A 14,956-nucleotide genomic window follows, 5' to 3' on the forward strand; every position below is an offset into this window, starting at 1 on the left:
CGCCGCTCAGACGCTTGTCACCCCACGAAGCACACCCCACAGCACCCGGGCCGATGCCGCCGCACCGACCCGCTCAGCTCACCACCACAGCGGGGTGAAGCCGACGGCGGTGTTGGCGTTGCCCTGGTTGACGGCCGTGAACTCCGAGCCGTTGACCTGGGCGGTGTTGCTCTGGTTCGAGGCGCCGTCGCCGACGGCCTGCTGCTGGGTGGTGGCCGCGTTGCCGAAGTTGTCGCCGCCGACGCCGCTGCCGAGGTTGCCCTGCTCGGCCTCCGTGACGGACGCGATGGATCCGTTGTCCGCGAAGGCGCCGTTGTCCGCCGTCGCGACACCGGTGAAGAGGGCGGCTGCGAGCGGAAGGGCGGAGACGGCCGCGATGACGCGGGCGGTACGGATGCTTGCCATGTTTCTTGTCCTTCCAGGACTTATCGAACCGAGGACGCACCGGCTCCTGCCGTGTGTGCGTGAACCACTGCTGTCACCAGGGAAGTTGGCCGACCGCCCCGGTGCGGTGCTCGACGTCGCGAGTCCAGAGTTGCCCACCGAAACCCCGGCGAACCACACCGGAAGCCGCTATTCGCACGCAAGCGTGAGGACAAGTCGATAAACCCCTATGCGTCACTCCCGTACCGAATGGGAGCGGAAAGGGGCGTTCGAACCCAGGTGCCGCAAGGGACGAAGCGTTCCCGCACTTTTCCCGCCCGGCGCCCGGCCCCGGCGCGTCGCACTCGCCCCCTCTTTCCTTTTTCGAACGTACGTACGAAACTAGAGTCATGGCCACCACCGACCGGCAGGCCACGACGCTGGCCCTCGCACACGCCCTGTCAGCCGCCGAACGCGGACTGGCCGTCATCCCCCTGTCCCGCTCCAAGCTCCCGGCCCTGCGCTCCCCGCACCGCGACGACCCCGCCCCCTCCCCCTGCCACGGCGCGTGCGGCCGCCTCGGACACGGGGTCTACGACGCCTCCAGCGACCCGGACCGCATCCGCGAACTGTTCGCCGCCGCGCCCTGGGCGACCGGCTACGGCATCGCCTGCGGGCTGCCCCCGCACCATCTGATCGGCCTCGACCTGGACGTGAAGACCGGCACGGACTCCACGGCCGCCCTGCGCGAGCTGGCGCTGCGGCACCTGTTCACGATCCCGCCGACGGTGGTCGTCGTGACCCCGTCCGGCGGGCGGCACCTGTGGCTGAGCGGCCCGTCCGAGGTGGTCGTCCCCAACTCGGCGGGCCGGCTCGCCCCCGGCATCGACATCCGGGGCGCGGGCGGCTACCTGGTCGGCCCCGGCTCCCGCACGGGCCAGGGCGTGTACGCCGCCGCCCCGGGCACCGCGCACCTGGCCCCCGCCCCCTGCCCGCGCTCCCTCCTGCGGCTGCTGCTCCCGCCACCCCGCGCCCACCACATCGTGCCCCCGGCGGCCGACGGGCACGGCCAGGGCCTGGTCCAGTTCGTCCTGGCCGCGCACGAGGGCCAGCGCAACACCCGCCTGTTCTGGGCGGCCTGCCGCGCCTACGAGGACGGCATCGGCCCGGCGCTGGTGGACCCCCTGGTAGACGCGGCTCTCCATACCGGCCTGTCCGAGCGGGAGGCCCGGGCGACGATCGCGTCGGCGGCACGGATGACGGGGCACCGGCCGTGACCAAGGCCCCGCCCATGACCACCACCGAAAGACCTCGATGCAACACCACGCAAAAACGCCGGCCTTGGCGCTCACCCGCCTCGTCCTGGCCTCCGGCCGCCCGGTGGACCTCGCCGAACTGCGCTTCTCCTCGACCTACGGCGACCTGCAGGACGGCTACCCCTGCAAGCCGCTGAACGACCTGCGGATCCGGGACCTGCTGCACGCCGCCGAGCGGTCCCGGCCGGGCACGCCGGTGCACCTCGTCCCACCGCGGCGCGAGTACCCCGACCAGTACGCGGGCGGCCTCGGGCCGGTCGAGGTGCTGCCCGCCGTGGCCTGCCTCGGCACGTTCCACTCGGCGGCCCTGGACCCGGCCCGCGACCCGGTCGCCTACCGCTCGCGCCTGACGGTCGTCTGGTTCCAGCCGACGCCCCGCCTGCCGTCGGGCTGCGACGCCGAGCCCGCGCTGCGGGACCTCGACTGGGCGGTACTGGCCCGGGACGCCCCGGCGCCCCCGTAGGGTCGTCCGATGAGCGCTTCCCGTACGGAACTGCCGCGCTGGCAATTCGAGTTGACCTGGTCGCTGTTCGAGTACCACCTGGAGCGGCTGGAGCCCGAGGACTTCCTCTGGGAGCCGGTGGCGCACTGCTGGACGATGCGCCGGGACCCCGACGGCACCTGGGTCCCGGACTGGGCGGACACCGAACCCGACCCGGTCCCCGTCCCCACCCTCGCCTGGGTGAGCTGGCACATCGGATGGTGGTGGAGCGTCACCCTCGACCACGCGCAGGGCCGCCCGCCCCGCGACCGCGCGGACATCGTCTGGCCCGGCGAGGGCGCCCCGACGATCGAGTGGCTGCGGGGCCTGCGCACACAGTGGCTGAAGGTCCTGGACGACCTCACCGACCAGGACCTGGACGCCACGGCCCCGTTCCCCTGGCCGGACGACCCCCGGCACACCGTCGCGCACATGGTGGCCTGGGTGAACGCGGAGCTGATGAAGAACGCGAGCGAGATCGGCCAACTGCGGCTGCTCCGGGCGGCGGCGTCCGTCTAGAAGCTGATGCGGATGCCGCCGGCTCGGGCCGCGGATCTCCACGCCGGGAGCACATCGGTACGTCAAGATCACTAACGGCAGGGCTTTGACCTGCGCCAAGCAGTTCGTTGAAGCGGGCATGCGATTCCGTCTGCTCTCCCGTTCCGCTGCGCCGCTCGTCGCGCTCGTCGTCCTCCAGCGCGGTTCGACCGCGCTGGCCGCTGAGGGCGGGGGTGGCGGTGAGGGCGGCAGCCGGTCGGGGGCGACCGATCCGATCACCCCGTTCTCGCGGGGCGCCTCGGCGCTCGCCGGGATGGCCCAGCCGTTCTACGACGCGTTCAGCCAGGCCGTCTCCCCGGCTTCCGGGGCGCGGGCACCCGGTGCGTGACATCGTGGGGGTATGAGCATCGCCGTTCGACCGGCCACGGACTTCGAGGACGTCCGTGCCGTACTCGGGCCGAAGTCGCCCGGGGCGAGCGTCTGCTGGTGCCTGAGCTACCGGATCCCCTCCCGGCTCAACAACGAACTGCGCGGCCCGGCCCGCGGCGCGTACGTCGCCGAGCTGTGCCGCGCGGAGCCGCCCCCGGGCGTACTCGCCTACGACGGTGACGAACCGGTCGGCTGGGCCGCCGTCGCCCCGCGCGCGGACACCTCCTTCGCCCGCAACCGCAAGATCCCGCACCTCGACGATCTGCCGGTGTGGTCGCTCTGGTGCGTCCGGGTCCGTCCCGGGCACCGCAAGCAGGGCATCTCGCACGCCCTCATCGCCGGCGCTGTCGAGTTCGCCCGCGACCGGGGCGCACCGGTGATCGAGGCGTACCCCCTGGACAACGGCGACGCCAGGGTCGATCTGACGATGGCGTACGCGGGCCTGCGGAAGAACTTCGAACGCGCCGGCTTCGCCCACGCGGCGGACACGACCTCGGTCCTGGCCGGTCATCCCCGGATTCTGATGCGCCTCGACCTGCGCTGAAAAAAGGCCCGACCGCTGGCGACGGGGGATGCACCAGCGGTCGAGCTATGGCCAAGGGTAACAAGCGCTTGCCCACCGCGAGCCGACTGGCCGTCAGGAAAGCCCGGTTGTGACTCGCATCACTCAACTGCCGTGATTTCCGGGCTTGTTGGGCGAGACGGCCTCGTCAGCCGTCGCACGGCGGATCGTAGGAGAGCCGGGGCAGGTACTCCCGCCAGGTGTCCGGCGTCAACACGCCCCGGGTCATCGAGCAGATGCGGCGGACGGCCGTGTCGACGTCGAGATTCCAGAGCCGGATGGTGTCCGCGCCGCTGGAGACCCCCAGCATGTGACTGTTCGGGCTGAACGCCAGAAACGTGCCGGTCTTGGCGTTGGGGCTCATCGACTGGCCGATCGCGGTGGCGTGCGAGGGGTCGGAGACGTTCCACAGCCGGACGGTGCTGTCGTTGCCGCCGCTGGCCAGGGTGCGCCCGTCCCGGCTGAACGTCAGTGAGACGACCGCCTCCGTGTGGCCCGTGAGCCGCGCCCGCTGGGAGGCCTCGGCGGGGTCCGTGGTGTCCCAGAGGCGCACCGAGTTGTCATCGCCGGCGCTGGCCAGCGTGCGGCCGTCGCGGCTGTAGGCGAGCGCGTTGACCGCTCCGAGGTGACCCCGCAGAGGCGCCCCGGTCAGGGTCACCCGGTCGGGGTCGGTCACGTCCCACAGCCGGATCGTGCCGTCCGCGCTGCCGCTGGCGAGCGTCCGGCCGTCCGGGCTGAACACGAGGTGGTTGACGTAGCCCTTGTGACCGGTGAGGGGCGCACCGAGCGGGCGCGGGCGGGCCGGGTCGCCGATGTTCCACAGCTGGATGGTGCGGTCGTCGTAGGCGGTAACCAGGACCCGACCGTCCGGGCTGAAGGCCAGCGGGTCGGCGTACCGGATGTGCAGGGCGGCGGGAGAGCCGTGGCGGACCGGGCGCTCCGGTTCGCCGAGGTTCCACAGCTCCACCGTCCGGTCGCCGGTCACGACCGCGAGGGTGTGGCCGTCCGGGGAGAACTCCAGGGAGCGTACGTCGCCCTTGCCCGGGCGGAACGGCTCGCCCATGAGCACCGGCCTGCCGGGCGTCCGCACGTCCCACAGCCGGATCCGCCCGTCCCGCGCCGCCGTCGCGAGCAGCCGCCCGTCCGGCCGGAACACTCCGGTCCGGCCGGTCATGTCCGACGTCGGCAGCGACCACAGGCGGACCTTGTTGTCACCCGCCCCGGTGGCGAGGGTGCGACCGTCGGGGCTGAAGCCGAGCGCGTACATCTCGCCGCTGCTGCCCGCGAGGGGCCCGCCGACCTGCGAGGGGTACTCCGGGTCGCTGACCTTCCACAGGCTCGCGGTGCTGTCCGCGCTGGCCGCGGCGAGCATGTTCCCGTCGGGGCTGAAGGCCACGGACCAGACCGGCCCGGTGTGGCCGGTGAGCGGCGCGCCGATCGCGGCCGGGCGGCCCGGACCGGCCATGTTCCACAGGCGTACGGTGCCGTCCGCGCTGCCGCCGGCGAGCGTGCGGCCGTCGGGGCTGAAGGCCACGGAGTGCACGGTGGCGGTGTGGCCGGCCAGCGGAGTCCCGGCCGGCTCCGGGCTCCCCGGATCGGACACGTCCCACAGCCGGATCGTGCCGTCGTCGCCCCCCGCGGCCAGCGTCCGGCCGTCCGGACCGAACGCCACCGACCGCACGGCGGCCGTGTGCCCGGTCAGGGGCTCGCCCAGGGCCCGCGGCCGGCGCCGGTCGGCCATGTTCCACAGCCGGACGGTGCGATCGTCGCCCGCGGAGGCCAGCGTGCGTCCGTCCGGGCTGAAGGCGATCAGGTAGATCGTGCCGTCATGGCCGGTCACGGGCGCGCCGAGCGACTTCGGGTGCCCGGGGTCGGTCACGTCCCACAGCCGGATCGTGCCGTCGTCGGAAGCGCTGGCGAGCGTCCGGCCGTCCGGGCTGAAGACCGCGCTGCTCACCCAGCTCGTGTGACCGGTGAGGGGCTTGCCCAGGGGCTTGGGGCGCTTGGGGTCGGCGACGTCCCACAGCCGTACGGTCCGGTCGTAGCTGGCGGTGGCCAGGACGCGTCCGTCGGGGCTGAAGGTCGTGAGGTAGACGGCGCCCGTGTGGCCGGTGAGGGGCCTGGAGAGCGGGGCGTTCACGATGGAGATCAGGCGGCTGTTCGCGCCCTCGTCGTCCGGCCGCAGCCCGTGCGCCACCAGGTCGAGCTGGGCGGACAGCGACGGATCGGTGTCCTGCACACGGTCGGACTGGGCGAGCACCTGCTCGAAGACGGCTTCGTCCCGCTGCTTCCAGGCGACGACGGCCGACCCGACGGCCAGCACCGCCAGCACGACCAGCGCCGCCACCGCGCCCCGGCTGATCCAGATGATCCGCCGGCGCAGCCGGACCGAGGCGGCCAGGAACTCCACCGCGCTGCGGGTCAGGAACGTGTCCCCGGCCGATCTGGCCCAGCCGTGGGCCTGTTCCAGCCGGGAGCCCCGGTAGAGCAGCGAGGTGTCGCGGTTCGACTCCTCCCAGGCCCGGCCGTCCTCCTCCAGGCGCTGGCGCAGCAGATTGCCCTGCCGGTCCTCGTCGATCCAGTCGCGCAGCCGCGGCCAGGCGTGCAGCAGCGCCTCGTGGGTGATCTCCACGGTCTCCGCGTCGAGTGTCACCAGCCGGGCGCGGACCAGCGCTTCGAGGGACTCCTCCGTCTTGCCGGGGTCGGTCGACTCGTCGGCCAGCTGCCGCCGGGTCCCGCGGCGGCGCGTGGCCCGGGTGTCCTCGCCCAGCCGGACCAGGCGGAGCAGGAGCAGCCGGGCCGCGGTGCGCGCGGCCGGGTCGAGGCCGGTCCAGGCCCGTTCGGCGGTCGCCGCGACCGCGCCCTGGATGCCGCCGGCCGCGCGGTAGCCGGCCAGCGTGAGCCGGCCCGCCTTCCTGCGCTGCCAGGTGGCGAGCAGGGCGTGCGAGAGGAGCGGCAGCACGCCGGCGTCGTGCTCCCCCACAGCCCGAAAGGCGTGGGAGGGGCCCCCACCGCGCGGGCCGTCGGCGCTGACCTCCCGGACGATCAGCTCCGCGAGTCCCGGTTCCAGCTCCAGGCCGACGGCCTTGGCCGGGCCGGTCACCGCCTCGCGCAGCTCCGCGGTGGTCAGCGGCCCGAGCACCATGTGCCGGTGCTGGAGCGCGTCGGCCAGCTCGGGGTATCTCAGGCAGCGGTCGTAGAAGTCGGCGCGTATGCCCAGCACCACGATCGCGGGGGCCGGTTCGCCGGGGCCGGCGGGCGAGCAGGCGGCGTGCAGGACCTCGATGAAGGTGCGCCGGTCCGCCTCGTCGAGGCAGAGGGTGAACGTCTCCTCGAACTGGTCCACGATGACGACCGGACGGGCCGCGGAGGGCGCTACGCGCCGGGCCCAGGCGGCGACGGCGGCGCGGACGGCGTCGGTGAAGGCCGGAGATCCGGGTTCCGGGGCCGGTCGGCCACCGTGCCCCCGAGGCGCGGGCCGCTCTGCGGGCGAGGGTGGCCCGGGGTCCCCTGCGGGGGAGGGCCCGGGTCCCCCGGTGGGGGAGGCGCCGGATCCGCCGGCCGGGGGAGCGCCGGATCCGGCCGCCGAGGAAACACCCGAACCACCCGCCGGAGAAGCAGCGGATCCGCCCACCGCGGAAGCACCAGAACCACCCGCCGGAGAGGCGCCAGGTCCGCCTGTCGAGGAGGCGTCGGATCCGTCCCCCTCCGGCCGGGGTGAGGCTTCCCCGGGCGGGGTCGGGGCCGGGACGACGGGTGCCAGCTCGGGGATGCACCGGCGTAGCTCCGCCAGCGGATCACTCCCCGGTACGAGCTGCACGACCTCTCGCGCCCGGCCGCTCTCGCCACCGTCGTCGCCACCCAGCGCGCCGTCCCGCAGGGCGGGTACCAGACCGGCGTTCAGCAGCGAGGACTTCCCCGCCCCCGACGCCCCCACGAGCATGACCATGCCGCCCGTACCCGCGACGGCCCCGAGCTGGGTGACGAGCGCGTCCGTGCTCCGCTCCCGGCCGAAGAACCACCCGGCGTCCTCCCGGCGGTAGGAGGCAAGACCCCGGTACGGGCACACCCCTCCGGGCGCGGACGCGGTCTCGTCCGCCGGCCGCTCCCCGGCGTCGGACGCCGCGGGACGCTCGCCGACCGGGTCGGCCACCGCGCGTTCCCACAGTCGCTGCCACTGGCCGAGGTCGTACAGGCCGGGGGAGACCGGCGTGGGCCGCGAGCGCCGCGCCTCGGGGATCAGCACGTGCAGCACGGCCGCGAGGGCGGGGAACTGGGCCGGTACGTTCCGGGCCCGCCGCCAGTCGCTGATGCGCTGGGCGGAGACCCGCACGGGCCGCCCGCGTTCGTCGACCCGCTGGAGCCGGACGACCGCCTCGGACACCCGTTTGAGAGGAGGGTTGCCGGCTTCCTTGTACAGCAGTGCGAGGCGTTCCGCGAAGGCGGTGCGTGCCCCCGAGTCGGAACTCAAGTCTCAGCTCCTAACTTCCCACGCCTGGACGTCCGGACCGGAAAACTCACTCTATATGGCTGACCTGCGGTAATACCGTCCATCGGATGCCGGAACCTCCTCCTCCATGGTCAGGAATGACAGGATCCGGACACGGCGGCGCACCCATCCGGTCAGCTTCCGTCCGAGCCGGACGACGGCAGCTCCACCGTTCGGTACCGGTCCCCACGAGGGGAGGGACCGGTGCCGGACGACGTGGTGATCCTCCCCAGCGGACCCCGCCCGACACCCCCGGCGGGCCGCGCCCTCCGCCTCCGGCGGACCGTGCTCTCCGACCCCGGCGGACCGTGCTCTCCGACCCTGGATAACTGACGACCCGTCAGCTATGGTCGGCCTGCCGTACCGCTTCCGGAGCGATGTGCAGGGGTGAGCGCAGTGGAGTCACGTCCCGAGAGCCCACGACCGCAGGGTGCTCCGCGCTGGGTCGCGATGTTCTACCGGCCGGCCGCGGGCTCCTGGCGGACGGCCGCACAGTCGCCCCACCGCTCGCCCGTGCTGTACGCCCTGAGCGAGATGACCCGGGCCGTGCGGGCGCGGGGCGACGAGGTGACCGTCGCCCTGTGGGGGCCGAAGGACGGCACGTGGCACCGGTTCGACACCCCGCTGAAGCAGACCGCCGTATCTCTGCCAAACCCTGGGCCCTCCCCCGGCGAACCGGCCGGGCTGGCGGAACGGATGACCGGCCGCCGCCACCAGGTCCTCATGGCAGGCCTGACCAAGGCGGGCCTCTACGACCTCTCCCCCGAGGACGACACGGCCGTCCAGGCCCTGGCCGAACGGCTCGACGAGGCCTCCGTACGCCGGGTCGCCCACTGGCTGGCGTCCGCCGGGGGCGCGCGGTAGCCGGGCCGGTTCAGCCGGCGGCGCACTGGGCAGTCACCTTCCGACGGCCACCGGCTCCCGATGCCGTCAGGAGGGGGACAAAGCGGCATGAAGGTCTCTGTCGACCGCGATCTCTGCTATGGCTCCGCCGAGTGCGTCCACCGGGCGCCGGCGGTCTTCGCGTTCGTCGACGGTTTCGGGGTCGTCCGCCCGGGCCGCGAGCAGGCGGGGGAGGATCCGGAGATCCTGGAGGCGGTGGAGAAGTGCCCGAGCCAGGCGATCAGCATCACCGAGGCGCCGCGGTCGGCTCCCGACCGGCCGTAGCGATTGCCGATGCCGCCGCCGAGCCTGCTCGCGGTCTTCGCCCACCCCGATGACGAGTCCCTGTCGGCGGGCGGCGTCCTCGCCCGCCACGCCTGCGCGGGCGCGCGCACGGCCGTCGTCACGGCGACCTGGTCGGCGGACACCCCGCGCGCCGCGGAACTGGCCGAGGCGCTCCACATCCTGGGCGCGGGCCCGCCACGCATGCTGGGATACGCGGACTCCCGCGTCCCGCACTCGGCCCCGGGCAGACCGCGCTGGTGCGACGCCCCGCTGGACGAGGCGGTGCGGGAACTGGTCGCGCACCTGCGCGACTTCCGCCCCGAGGTCGTCGTCACCCACGACGCCTACGGCGGCCTGACCGGCCACGAGGACCATGTGCACACCAACCGCGTGACCACGCTCGCGGTCCACGCCGCCGGCCTGGAACGCCTCTACCGGGACACCAGAGCACCGTGGCAGCCGAGCGCCCTGTACCTGGCCACGCACCCGCACTCGGCCCTCCTGGCATGGGGCGGGCACTGGGCCCCCACGGGCAAAGCGATGCGCACGGTCCCCGACGAACGCGTCACCGCCACCGTCGACGTCACCCCCTGGCTGGACCGGAAGGTCGCGGCGGTCCTGGCCCACCGCACGGAGGTGACGCGGGGAGCCGCTCCGGGCCTCATCGCCCCCCTCTCCCTGCCCGAGCGGGAACGGCTGCTCGGCACGGAGTGGTACACCCGCCACGACCTGGCTCCGACCGCCCCGGCGCAGACCGAGCTGCTCTCATAGAGCGGCCGGGGCACCCCACCGGAGCCGGGACAACGCCCTGGCCCTGGCCTCCACGACGGCCACCCGCACCTCCCGCTCGGCCCGGTCCCCATGCGCCGCCTGCCCTGTCACCTGCCCGTCCCACTTCCGGTACAGCAGGCCCACCTCGCCCGAGAACCACCCGCGGCTCACGGCGTTCAGCGCGAGCAGCAGCCCCGTGTCCTCCGACGCGGGCAGTGCCATCCATCCGCCCAGGGCGAGCAGCAACTCCCGCCGCACGAACAGCGAGGCGGGATGCACCTGCGCGAGAAAGCCGTTCGCCTTCCAGTGCGCGAGCACCGCCCCGCGCTCGATCGGCCCCTGGTCCGGATCGCCCGGAAACCCGGCCGTCGACCCGTCGGGCATGAGGTCGAGCACCCGCGACGTGGCCCACCCGAGGTCCGGATCCCCGTCCAGCACGGCGAGATCCCGCGCGAGCGCGCCCGGCGTCAACTGGTCGTCGGCGTCGAGGACCTTCACGTACGCCCCGTCCGCATGGGCCAGCGCCATGGTCCTCGCGACACCGGGCCCCCCGGCCCGCCCCTGCCGGAACGTCACGCGTGCGTCCCTGGGCACATACGGCCTGACACCTTCGCTCTCCCCGTCCTCCTGCACGACCCAGTGCCACTCCCAGCCCCCGGGAAGCCGCTGCGCGCACAACGACGCGTAGGCCTCCGGCAGAAACCGGGCATGGGGACCGTGCACGGCGGTGACGACGACGATGCGCCGACTCACAGCGACGCTCACCCACCCTTCTCCGACCGGCACGCTCCGGTGATCGTAGTGCTCAGGGCGAGGGCGTACCCTGCTCGCCGCCGAGCTCCAGGACGAGGTGATAGCCACCGGCCAGATCGATACCGGTCCGCTCACGGAGCAGCTTGACCGCGGCGATCTGCTGACCGTCGTCGAGCAGCGCGGTCAGCTCCACGACCAGCGCGGCATCGAGCCGGCGCAGGGCAGCCAGCGCCTGGGCATTGCTCGTGGGCAGCGCGTGCCCGCCGGCCAGCATCTCCACAGCCTCCCGGGCCGGGCCCCGCTTGAGCCAGGAGCCCCTGCGCAACCTCCGGACGGCCTTGCCCGTACGGCCGTCCGCGGCCAGCGCCCTCGCCTCGTCCTGGGCTTCCTGCCCGACAGGGGTGATGAGCGCGGCCGTTCGCGCCTTGGTGTCCGTCATGAACACTCCTTCGTCGTGGTGGCTCAGGGCTGAAGACGGCGGAGAGCCGGTCGCCGTTGCCCCACGCAGAAGGGGCGCCCCCGATGAGGGGCACCCCTTCTGACGACAACATCCATGACCTGCGCGGAGGCGGTGGGATTTGAACCCACGGTGACATCGCTGCCACGACGGTTTTCAAGACCGTTCCCTTAGGCCGCTCGGGCACGCCTCCCCGCGCCGGCCGTGATCGGCGGCGCGGGGACAAGGGTAACGGGTCGGTGCGGGCGGGTGGGGGTCAGTTGTCGCCGACGCGGGAGCCGAGCGTGACGTCGACCGTGTGCTGCTTGCCGCCGCGCTCGTAGGTGATCGTGACCTTGTCGCCGGGCTGGTGGGTCCAGATCTCGCCGATCAGGGTGGGGCCGGAGTCGATGACCCGGTCGTCGAGCTTGGTGATGACGTCGCCCGGCTTGAGGCCCGCCTTGGCGGCCGGGCCGCCCGGCTCGACCGGTGTGGTGGCGCCGCCCGCGCCCTCCTTGGAGATCTGCGCGCCGCCCGCACTGTCGTCCAGGGAGACGGACGCGCCGATCTTCGCGTACACCGGCTTGCCGTTCTTGATCAGCTCCTGGGCGACGTACTTGGCCTGGTTGATCGGGATGGCGAAGCCCAGGCCGATCGAACCCGACTGCCCGGTGCCGAAGCCGCCGTTGCCGGTGGACTGGATCGCGGAGTTGATGCCGATGACATTGCCCCGCGCGTCCAGCAGCGGGCCGCCGGAGTTGCCCGGGTTGATCGAGGCGTCGGTCTGCAGGGCGCTCATGTACGACGCCTGGCTGCCGCTGCCGTCGCTGGAGGCGACCGGGCGGTTCTTGGCGCTGATGATGCCCGTCGTCACCGTGTCGGACAGGCCGAACGGGGCACCGATCGCGATGGTCGCGTCACCGACGGCCACCTTGTCCGAGTCGCCGAGGGGGAGCGGCTTCAGGTCGCCAGGGGCGTTCTTGAGCTTGATGACCGCCACGTCGTAGCCCTGCGCGTGACCGACCACCTCGGCGTCGTACTTCTTGCCGCTCGGGAAGGTCGCCGTGAGCTTGCCGCCGTCCACCGCGTCCGCCACCACGTGGTTGTTGGTGACGATGTGGCCCTGCTTGTCGAAGACGAAGCCCGTGCCGGTGCCGCCCTCGCCGCTGGTGCTCTCGGCCTCGATCGTGACCGTGCTCGGCAGCGCCTTGGCGGCGACGCCCGCGGTCGTGCCCGGGTCGCGCTTGACGTCACCTCCGTTCGCGGAAGCCGAGACCGTCGTCGAACCGGTGCTCTCGTCGTTGTCCTTGGCCAGCACGTAGCCGATCCCGCCGCCCATGCCGCCCGCGACCAGCGCGGCCACCAGGACCGCGGCGACCAGACCACCGCGTCCGCGGCCGGACTTCGGCGCCGGCTGCTGGTACGACGAACCCCAGCCGCCCGAGCCGGACCCGGAACCGCCGTCGCCGTACGGGGCGGTCGGCGGCGGGGGCGGGGGCCAGGACGGGTCGGGGGCGGAAGAGGAGACGCCGGGGTTGCCGGCGTCACCGGAGGCGCCCTGCCCGTGCGGGGCCTGGCCCTGGGCGTCCTGCCCGTACGGCCCCTGGGGAGCCTGTGCCCGGGGCGCCGGAGCAGCGGGAGCGTCCACCGGCACGGGGGGTGCGGACGGGGCGGGGGGTACCGCGGTGCCCTCGTTCTCGGTGCTCACAGCTTCTCTCCTAGATCCACGGCTGTTTTCCGGGTCGCACTCGGTCGCGCTTTTCACGCCGGTCGACAGGTCCGGCGCGATAGAACTGTGCTTGTCCCTTTGTATGCCGTCAGCTTTTCCCACCGGCCGTCAGAGCACCATAAGCGGTGGCTGTGCGTCCGAGGCCATTCTTTATATAGGTCATTACCGGCGAAAAGGATGCAATCCCAATGCCTCCGTCCGGACCTTCGCATCCGTCGAGTCCGTCCGACCGGACGCGTACCCCCACTCGGTGGCACCATGACGCGGTGACCCACGCACGACAGCATGTGATTCAAGTCGTCGCCCACCGCGGAGCCTCCGAGGATGCCCCGGAACACACCCTGGCCGCGTACACCAAGGCGATCGAGGACGGCGCGGACGCCCTCGAATGCGATGTGCGCCTCACCGCCGACGGCCACCTGGTGTGCGTACACGACCGCCGGATCAACCGTACGTCCAACGGCCGCGGGGCGGTCTCCGCGCTGGAACTCGCCGACCTCGCCGCCCTGGACTTCGGCTCCTGGAAGACCGGCGAGGCCTGGAAGGGACGCGACGAGGAGCCCGACTGGGAGCACCGCCCGGAGGACCGCGAGGCGACTTCCGTCCTCACCCTGGAGCGGCTGCTGGAACTCGTCGCCGACGCCGGGCGCCGCGTGGAACTGGCCGTCGAGACCAAGCACCCCACACGCTGGGCGGGACAGGTCGAGGACCGGCTGCTGGTCCTGCTGAAGCGGTTCGGCCTGGACGCCCCGGCCTCCGCGGAGGAGTCACAGGTGCGGGTCATGAGCTTCTCGGCCCGCTCGCTGCACCGCGTGCGCGCCGCCTCGCCGACGCTTCCGACGGTCCATCTGACGCAGTTCCCCTCGCCCCGGCTGCGCGACGGACGGCTGCCCCCGGGCGTGCGGATCGCGGGCCCCTCCATCCGGATCGTGCGCAACCACCCCACGTACATCGAGCGCCTGAAGCAGGCAGGCCACCAGGTGCACGTGTGGACCGTGAACGAGCCCGAGGACGTGGACCACTGCGTCGGGCTGGGCGTCGACGCCATCATCACCAACCGCCCGCGCGCGGTGCTGGACCAGCTCGGCCGCTGAGGCCCGACGTCGGCGTCGCCAACCTCTCAAGTCCCATCAGACCCACGCACAACTCTTGACCCCAGGCATGGCCGGGCGGGATCCTCCCCTCTCGGCCACACCGACGGTTTCCAGCCACGTGGTTACAAGGAGTGCTCCGGCGCGTTCGATCCGTATTCGGTCGTGGCGAATGCGTCACCGGACGTGGATCGGCCGGTTTCCGGTACAGGCCAATGGGGCATCCACACCGTGGCGTGGGGCGAAGGAGGTCTCGGGGGTGGCGTTGGTGGTGGCACAGGAGGTGCCCACGTCGTCGAGCATGGCCGTACCCCATGGCCCTGCGGGCGTGGGGAAAGCGCGACACCGGATGCGTACGCAGTTGCGCAGAGGTGGAGTCGCGGAATCGGTCATCGACGACGCCGTACTGATCCTTTCCGAACTTTTGAGCAACGCGTGCAAGCACGGCAGGCCCCTGGGCGACGCGCTGTCCGGCGACGGTGACGTCCGTGCCGCCTGGCGCGTGGACCCGGCCGGCCGGCTCATCGTCGAGGTCACGGACGGCGGCGGCCCGACCCGCCCCGCCCCCGCGACGCCGTCGGTCACGGCGCACGGCGGCCGCGGGCTGAACATCATCACGGCGCTCGCCGACGACTGGGGCGTGCGGGACGACATCCGCGGCGAAGTCACCGTGTGGGTCATCGTCCACGACGACGTCCACGACCCGGACGCGGGCCACCGCCGCGACGACTTCGCCACGCGCGTCACCGCCCCCGCGGTCTCCCGGATACCCGGACTGGGCTTCGCGGACGCCTTCGACGACATGGACTGAGCGCGTACGCCACGCTGGACCCGGTGTTGTCCACAGGACCCGGTGGCCCGGGGTGCGAAC

15 protein-coding genes and 1 tRNA gene are annotated in these 14,956 nt (G+C 73.0%); 10 read left to right on the forward strand and 6 right to left on the reverse strand.

Annotated features, from left to right (window positions below; genetic code table 11):
• Positions 1 to 78 precede the first annotated feature (78 nt).
• Positions 79 to 405, reverse strand: coding sequence for a hypothetical protein (locus CEB94_RS19760; protein WP_175433488.1), 327 nt, complete (start codon positions 403 to 405; stop codon positions 79 to 81).
• Between the two features lie 368 nt (positions 406 to 773).
• Here CEB94_RS19760 and CEB94_RS19765 point away from each other — a divergent pair, with 368 nt between their 5' ends.
• The 5 genes from CEB94_RS19765 (at position 774) to CEB94_RS19785 (ending at position 3,631) form a co-directional block, all read left to right on the forward strand.
• On the forward strand, positions 774 to 1,640 hold the full coding sequence (locus CEB94_RS19765) for a bifunctional DNA primase/polymerase (protein WP_175433489.1): 867 nt from the start codon (positions 774 to 776) through the stop codon (positions 1,638 to 1,640).
• Between the two features lie 37 nt (positions 1,641 to 1,677).
• Positions 1,678 to 2,142, forward strand: a complete 465-nt coding sequence (locus tag CEB94_RS19770; protein WP_175433490.1) for a hypothetical protein — start codon at positions 1,678 to 1,680, stop codon at positions 2,140 to 2,142.
• A gap of 9 nt (positions 2,143 to 2,151) precedes the next feature.
• The gene (locus CEB94_RS19775; RefSeq protein ID WP_175433491.1) at positions 2,152 to 2,679 is read left to right on the forward strand and encodes a DinB family protein; all 528 of its coding nucleotides are present in this window, start codon (positions 2,152 to 2,154) and stop codon (positions 2,677 to 2,679) included.
• A 118-nt stretch (positions 2,680 to 2,797) separates the two neighbouring features.
• The gene (locus tag CEB94_RS19780) at positions 2,798 to 3,046 is read left to right on the forward strand and encodes a hypothetical protein (RefSeq protein WP_175433492.1); all 249 of its coding nucleotides are present in this window, start codon (positions 2,798 to 2,800) and stop codon (positions 3,044 to 3,046) included.
• A 12-nt stretch (positions 3,047 to 3,058) separates the two neighbouring features.
• Positions 3,059 to 3,631 carry a GNAT family N-acetyltransferase gene (locus CEB94_RS19785; RefSeq protein ID WP_175433493.1) on the forward strand — a complete coding sequence of 191 codons (573 nt, stop codon included), beginning with the start codon at positions 3,059 to 3,061 and terminating at the stop codon, positions 3,629 to 3,631.
• A gap of 166 nt (positions 3,632 to 3,797) precedes the next feature.
• Here the strand turns inward: CEB94_RS19785 and CEB94_RS19790 are convergent, their stop codons facing one another.
• Positions 3,798 to 8,120, reverse strand: a complete 4,323-nt coding sequence (locus CEB94_RS19790) for an nSTAND1 domain-containing NTPase (protein ID WP_175433494.1) — start codon at positions 8,118 to 8,120, stop codon at positions 3,798 to 3,800.
• A gap of 405 nt (positions 8,121 to 8,525) precedes the next feature.
• On the opposite strand from CEB94_RS19790, the gene CEB94_RS19795 reads away from it, so the two are divergent.
• The 3 genes from CEB94_RS19795 (at position 8,526) to CEB94_RS19805 (ending at position 10,076) form a co-directional block, all read left to right on the forward strand.
• Positions 8,526 to 9,002, forward strand: coding sequence for a hypothetical protein (locus CEB94_RS19795; RefSeq protein WP_175433495.1), 477 nt, complete (start codon positions 8,526 to 8,528; stop codon positions 9,000 to 9,002).
• A gap of 87 nt (positions 9,003 to 9,089) precedes the next feature.
• Positions 9,090 to 9,305 (forward strand): ferredoxin, encoded by a 216-nt coding sequence (locus CEB94_RS19800; protein WP_175433496.1) that lies wholly within the window; start codon positions 9,090 to 9,092, stop codon positions 9,303 to 9,305.
• A gap of 9 nt (positions 9,306 to 9,314) precedes the next feature.
• Positions 9,315 to 10,076 carry a PIG-L deacetylase family protein gene (locus CEB94_RS19805; RefSeq protein WP_175433497.1) on the forward strand — a complete coding sequence of 254 codons (762 nt, stop codon included), beginning with the start codon at positions 9,315 to 9,317 and terminating at the stop codon, positions 10,074 to 10,076.
• On the opposite strand, the gene CEB94_RS19810 is transcribed toward CEB94_RS19805, so the two are convergent.
• From CEB94_RS19810 to CEB94_RS19825, 4 genes are all read right to left on the reverse strand, one after another.
• Entirely contained in the window at positions 10,071 to 10,841 is a 771-nt protein-coding gene (locus CEB94_RS19810) for a glycosyltransferase family 2 protein (RefSeq protein ID WP_246111851.1), read from the reverse strand. The genes CEB94_RS19805 and CEB94_RS19810 overlap by 6 nt on opposite strands.
• A gap of 40 nt (positions 10,842 to 10,881) precedes the next feature.
• Entirely contained in the window at positions 10,882 to 11,268 is a 387-nt protein-coding gene (locus CEB94_RS19815) for a hypothetical protein (protein ID WP_175433498.1), read from the reverse strand.
• Positions 11,269 to 11,392: 124 nt separating this feature from the next.
• Positions 11,393 to 11,479 (reverse strand) — tRNA-Ser (locus CEB94_RS19820).
• Positions 11,480 to 11,542: 63 nt separating this feature from the next.
• Positions 11,543 to 12,973, reverse strand: coding sequence for a S1C family serine protease (locus tag CEB94_RS19825; RefSeq protein ID WP_175433499.1), 1,431 nt, complete (start codon positions 12,971 to 12,973; stop codon positions 11,543 to 11,545).
• 287 nt (positions 12,974 to 13,260) lie between these two features.
• Here CEB94_RS19825 and CEB94_RS19830 point away from each other — a divergent pair, with 287 nt between their 5' ends.
• Together CEB94_RS19830 and CEB94_RS19835 are read left to right on the forward strand one after the other, a co-directional pair.
• Positions 13,261 to 14,088 (forward strand): glycerophosphodiester phosphodiesterase, encoded by an 828-nt coding sequence (locus CEB94_RS19830; RefSeq protein WP_175433500.1) that lies wholly within the window; start codon positions 13,261 to 13,263, stop codon positions 14,086 to 14,088.
• A 169-nt stretch (positions 14,089 to 14,257) separates the two neighbouring features.
• Entirely contained in the window at positions 14,258 to 14,896 is a 639-nt protein-coding gene (locus tag CEB94_RS19835) for an ATP-binding protein (protein ID WP_175433501.1), read from the forward strand.
• Positions 14,897 to 14,956 lie beyond the last annotated feature (60 nt).

The organism is Streptomyces hawaiiensis, from assembly GCF_004803895.1.
GTDB lineage: Bacteria > Actinomycetota > Actinomycetes > Streptomycetales > Streptomycetaceae > Streptomyces > Streptomyces hawaiiensis.

Bases quoted from the DNA above. Each gene is read 5' to 3' on its own strand.
- CEB94_RS19760 (WP_175433488.1), bottom strand. From the start codon at position 405: ATGGCAAGCATCCGTACCGCCCGCGTCATCGCGGCCGTCTCCGCCCTT.
- CEB94_RS19765 (WP_175433489.1), top strand. From the start codon at position 774: ATGGCCACCACCGACCGGCAGGCCACGACGCTGGCCCTCGCACACGCC.
- CEB94_RS19770 (WP_175433490.1), top strand. From the start codon at position 1,678: ATGCAACACCACGCAAAAACGCCGGCCTTGGCGCTCACCCGCCTCGTC.
- CEB94_RS19775 (WP_175433491.1), top strand. From the start codon at position 2,152: ATGAGCGCTTCCCGTACGGAACTGCCGCGCTGGCAATTCGAGTTGACC.
- CEB94_RS19780 (WP_175433492.1), top strand. From the start codon at position 2,798: ATGCGATTCCGTCTGCTCTCCCGTTCCGCTGCGCCGCTCGTCGCGCTC.
- CEB94_RS19785 (WP_175433493.1), top strand. From the start codon at position 3,059: ATGAGCATCGCCGTTCGACCGGCCACGGACTTCGAGGACGTCCGTGCC.
- CEB94_RS19800 (WP_175433496.1), top strand. From the start codon at position 9,090: ATGAAGGTCTCTGTCGACCGCGATCTCTGCTATGGCTCCGCCGAGTGC.
- CEB94_RS19805 (WP_175433497.1), top strand. From the start codon at position 9,315: ATGCCGCCGCCGAGCCTGCTCGCGGTCTTCGCCCACCCCGATGACGAG.
- CEB94_RS19815 (WP_175433498.1), bottom strand. From the start codon at position 11,268: ATGACGGACACCAAGGCGCGAACGGCCGCGCTCATCACCCCTGTCGGG.
- CEB94_RS19835 (WP_175433501.1), top strand. From the start codon at position 14,258: ATGCGTCACCGGACGTGGATCGGCCGGTTTCCGGTACAGGCCAATGGG.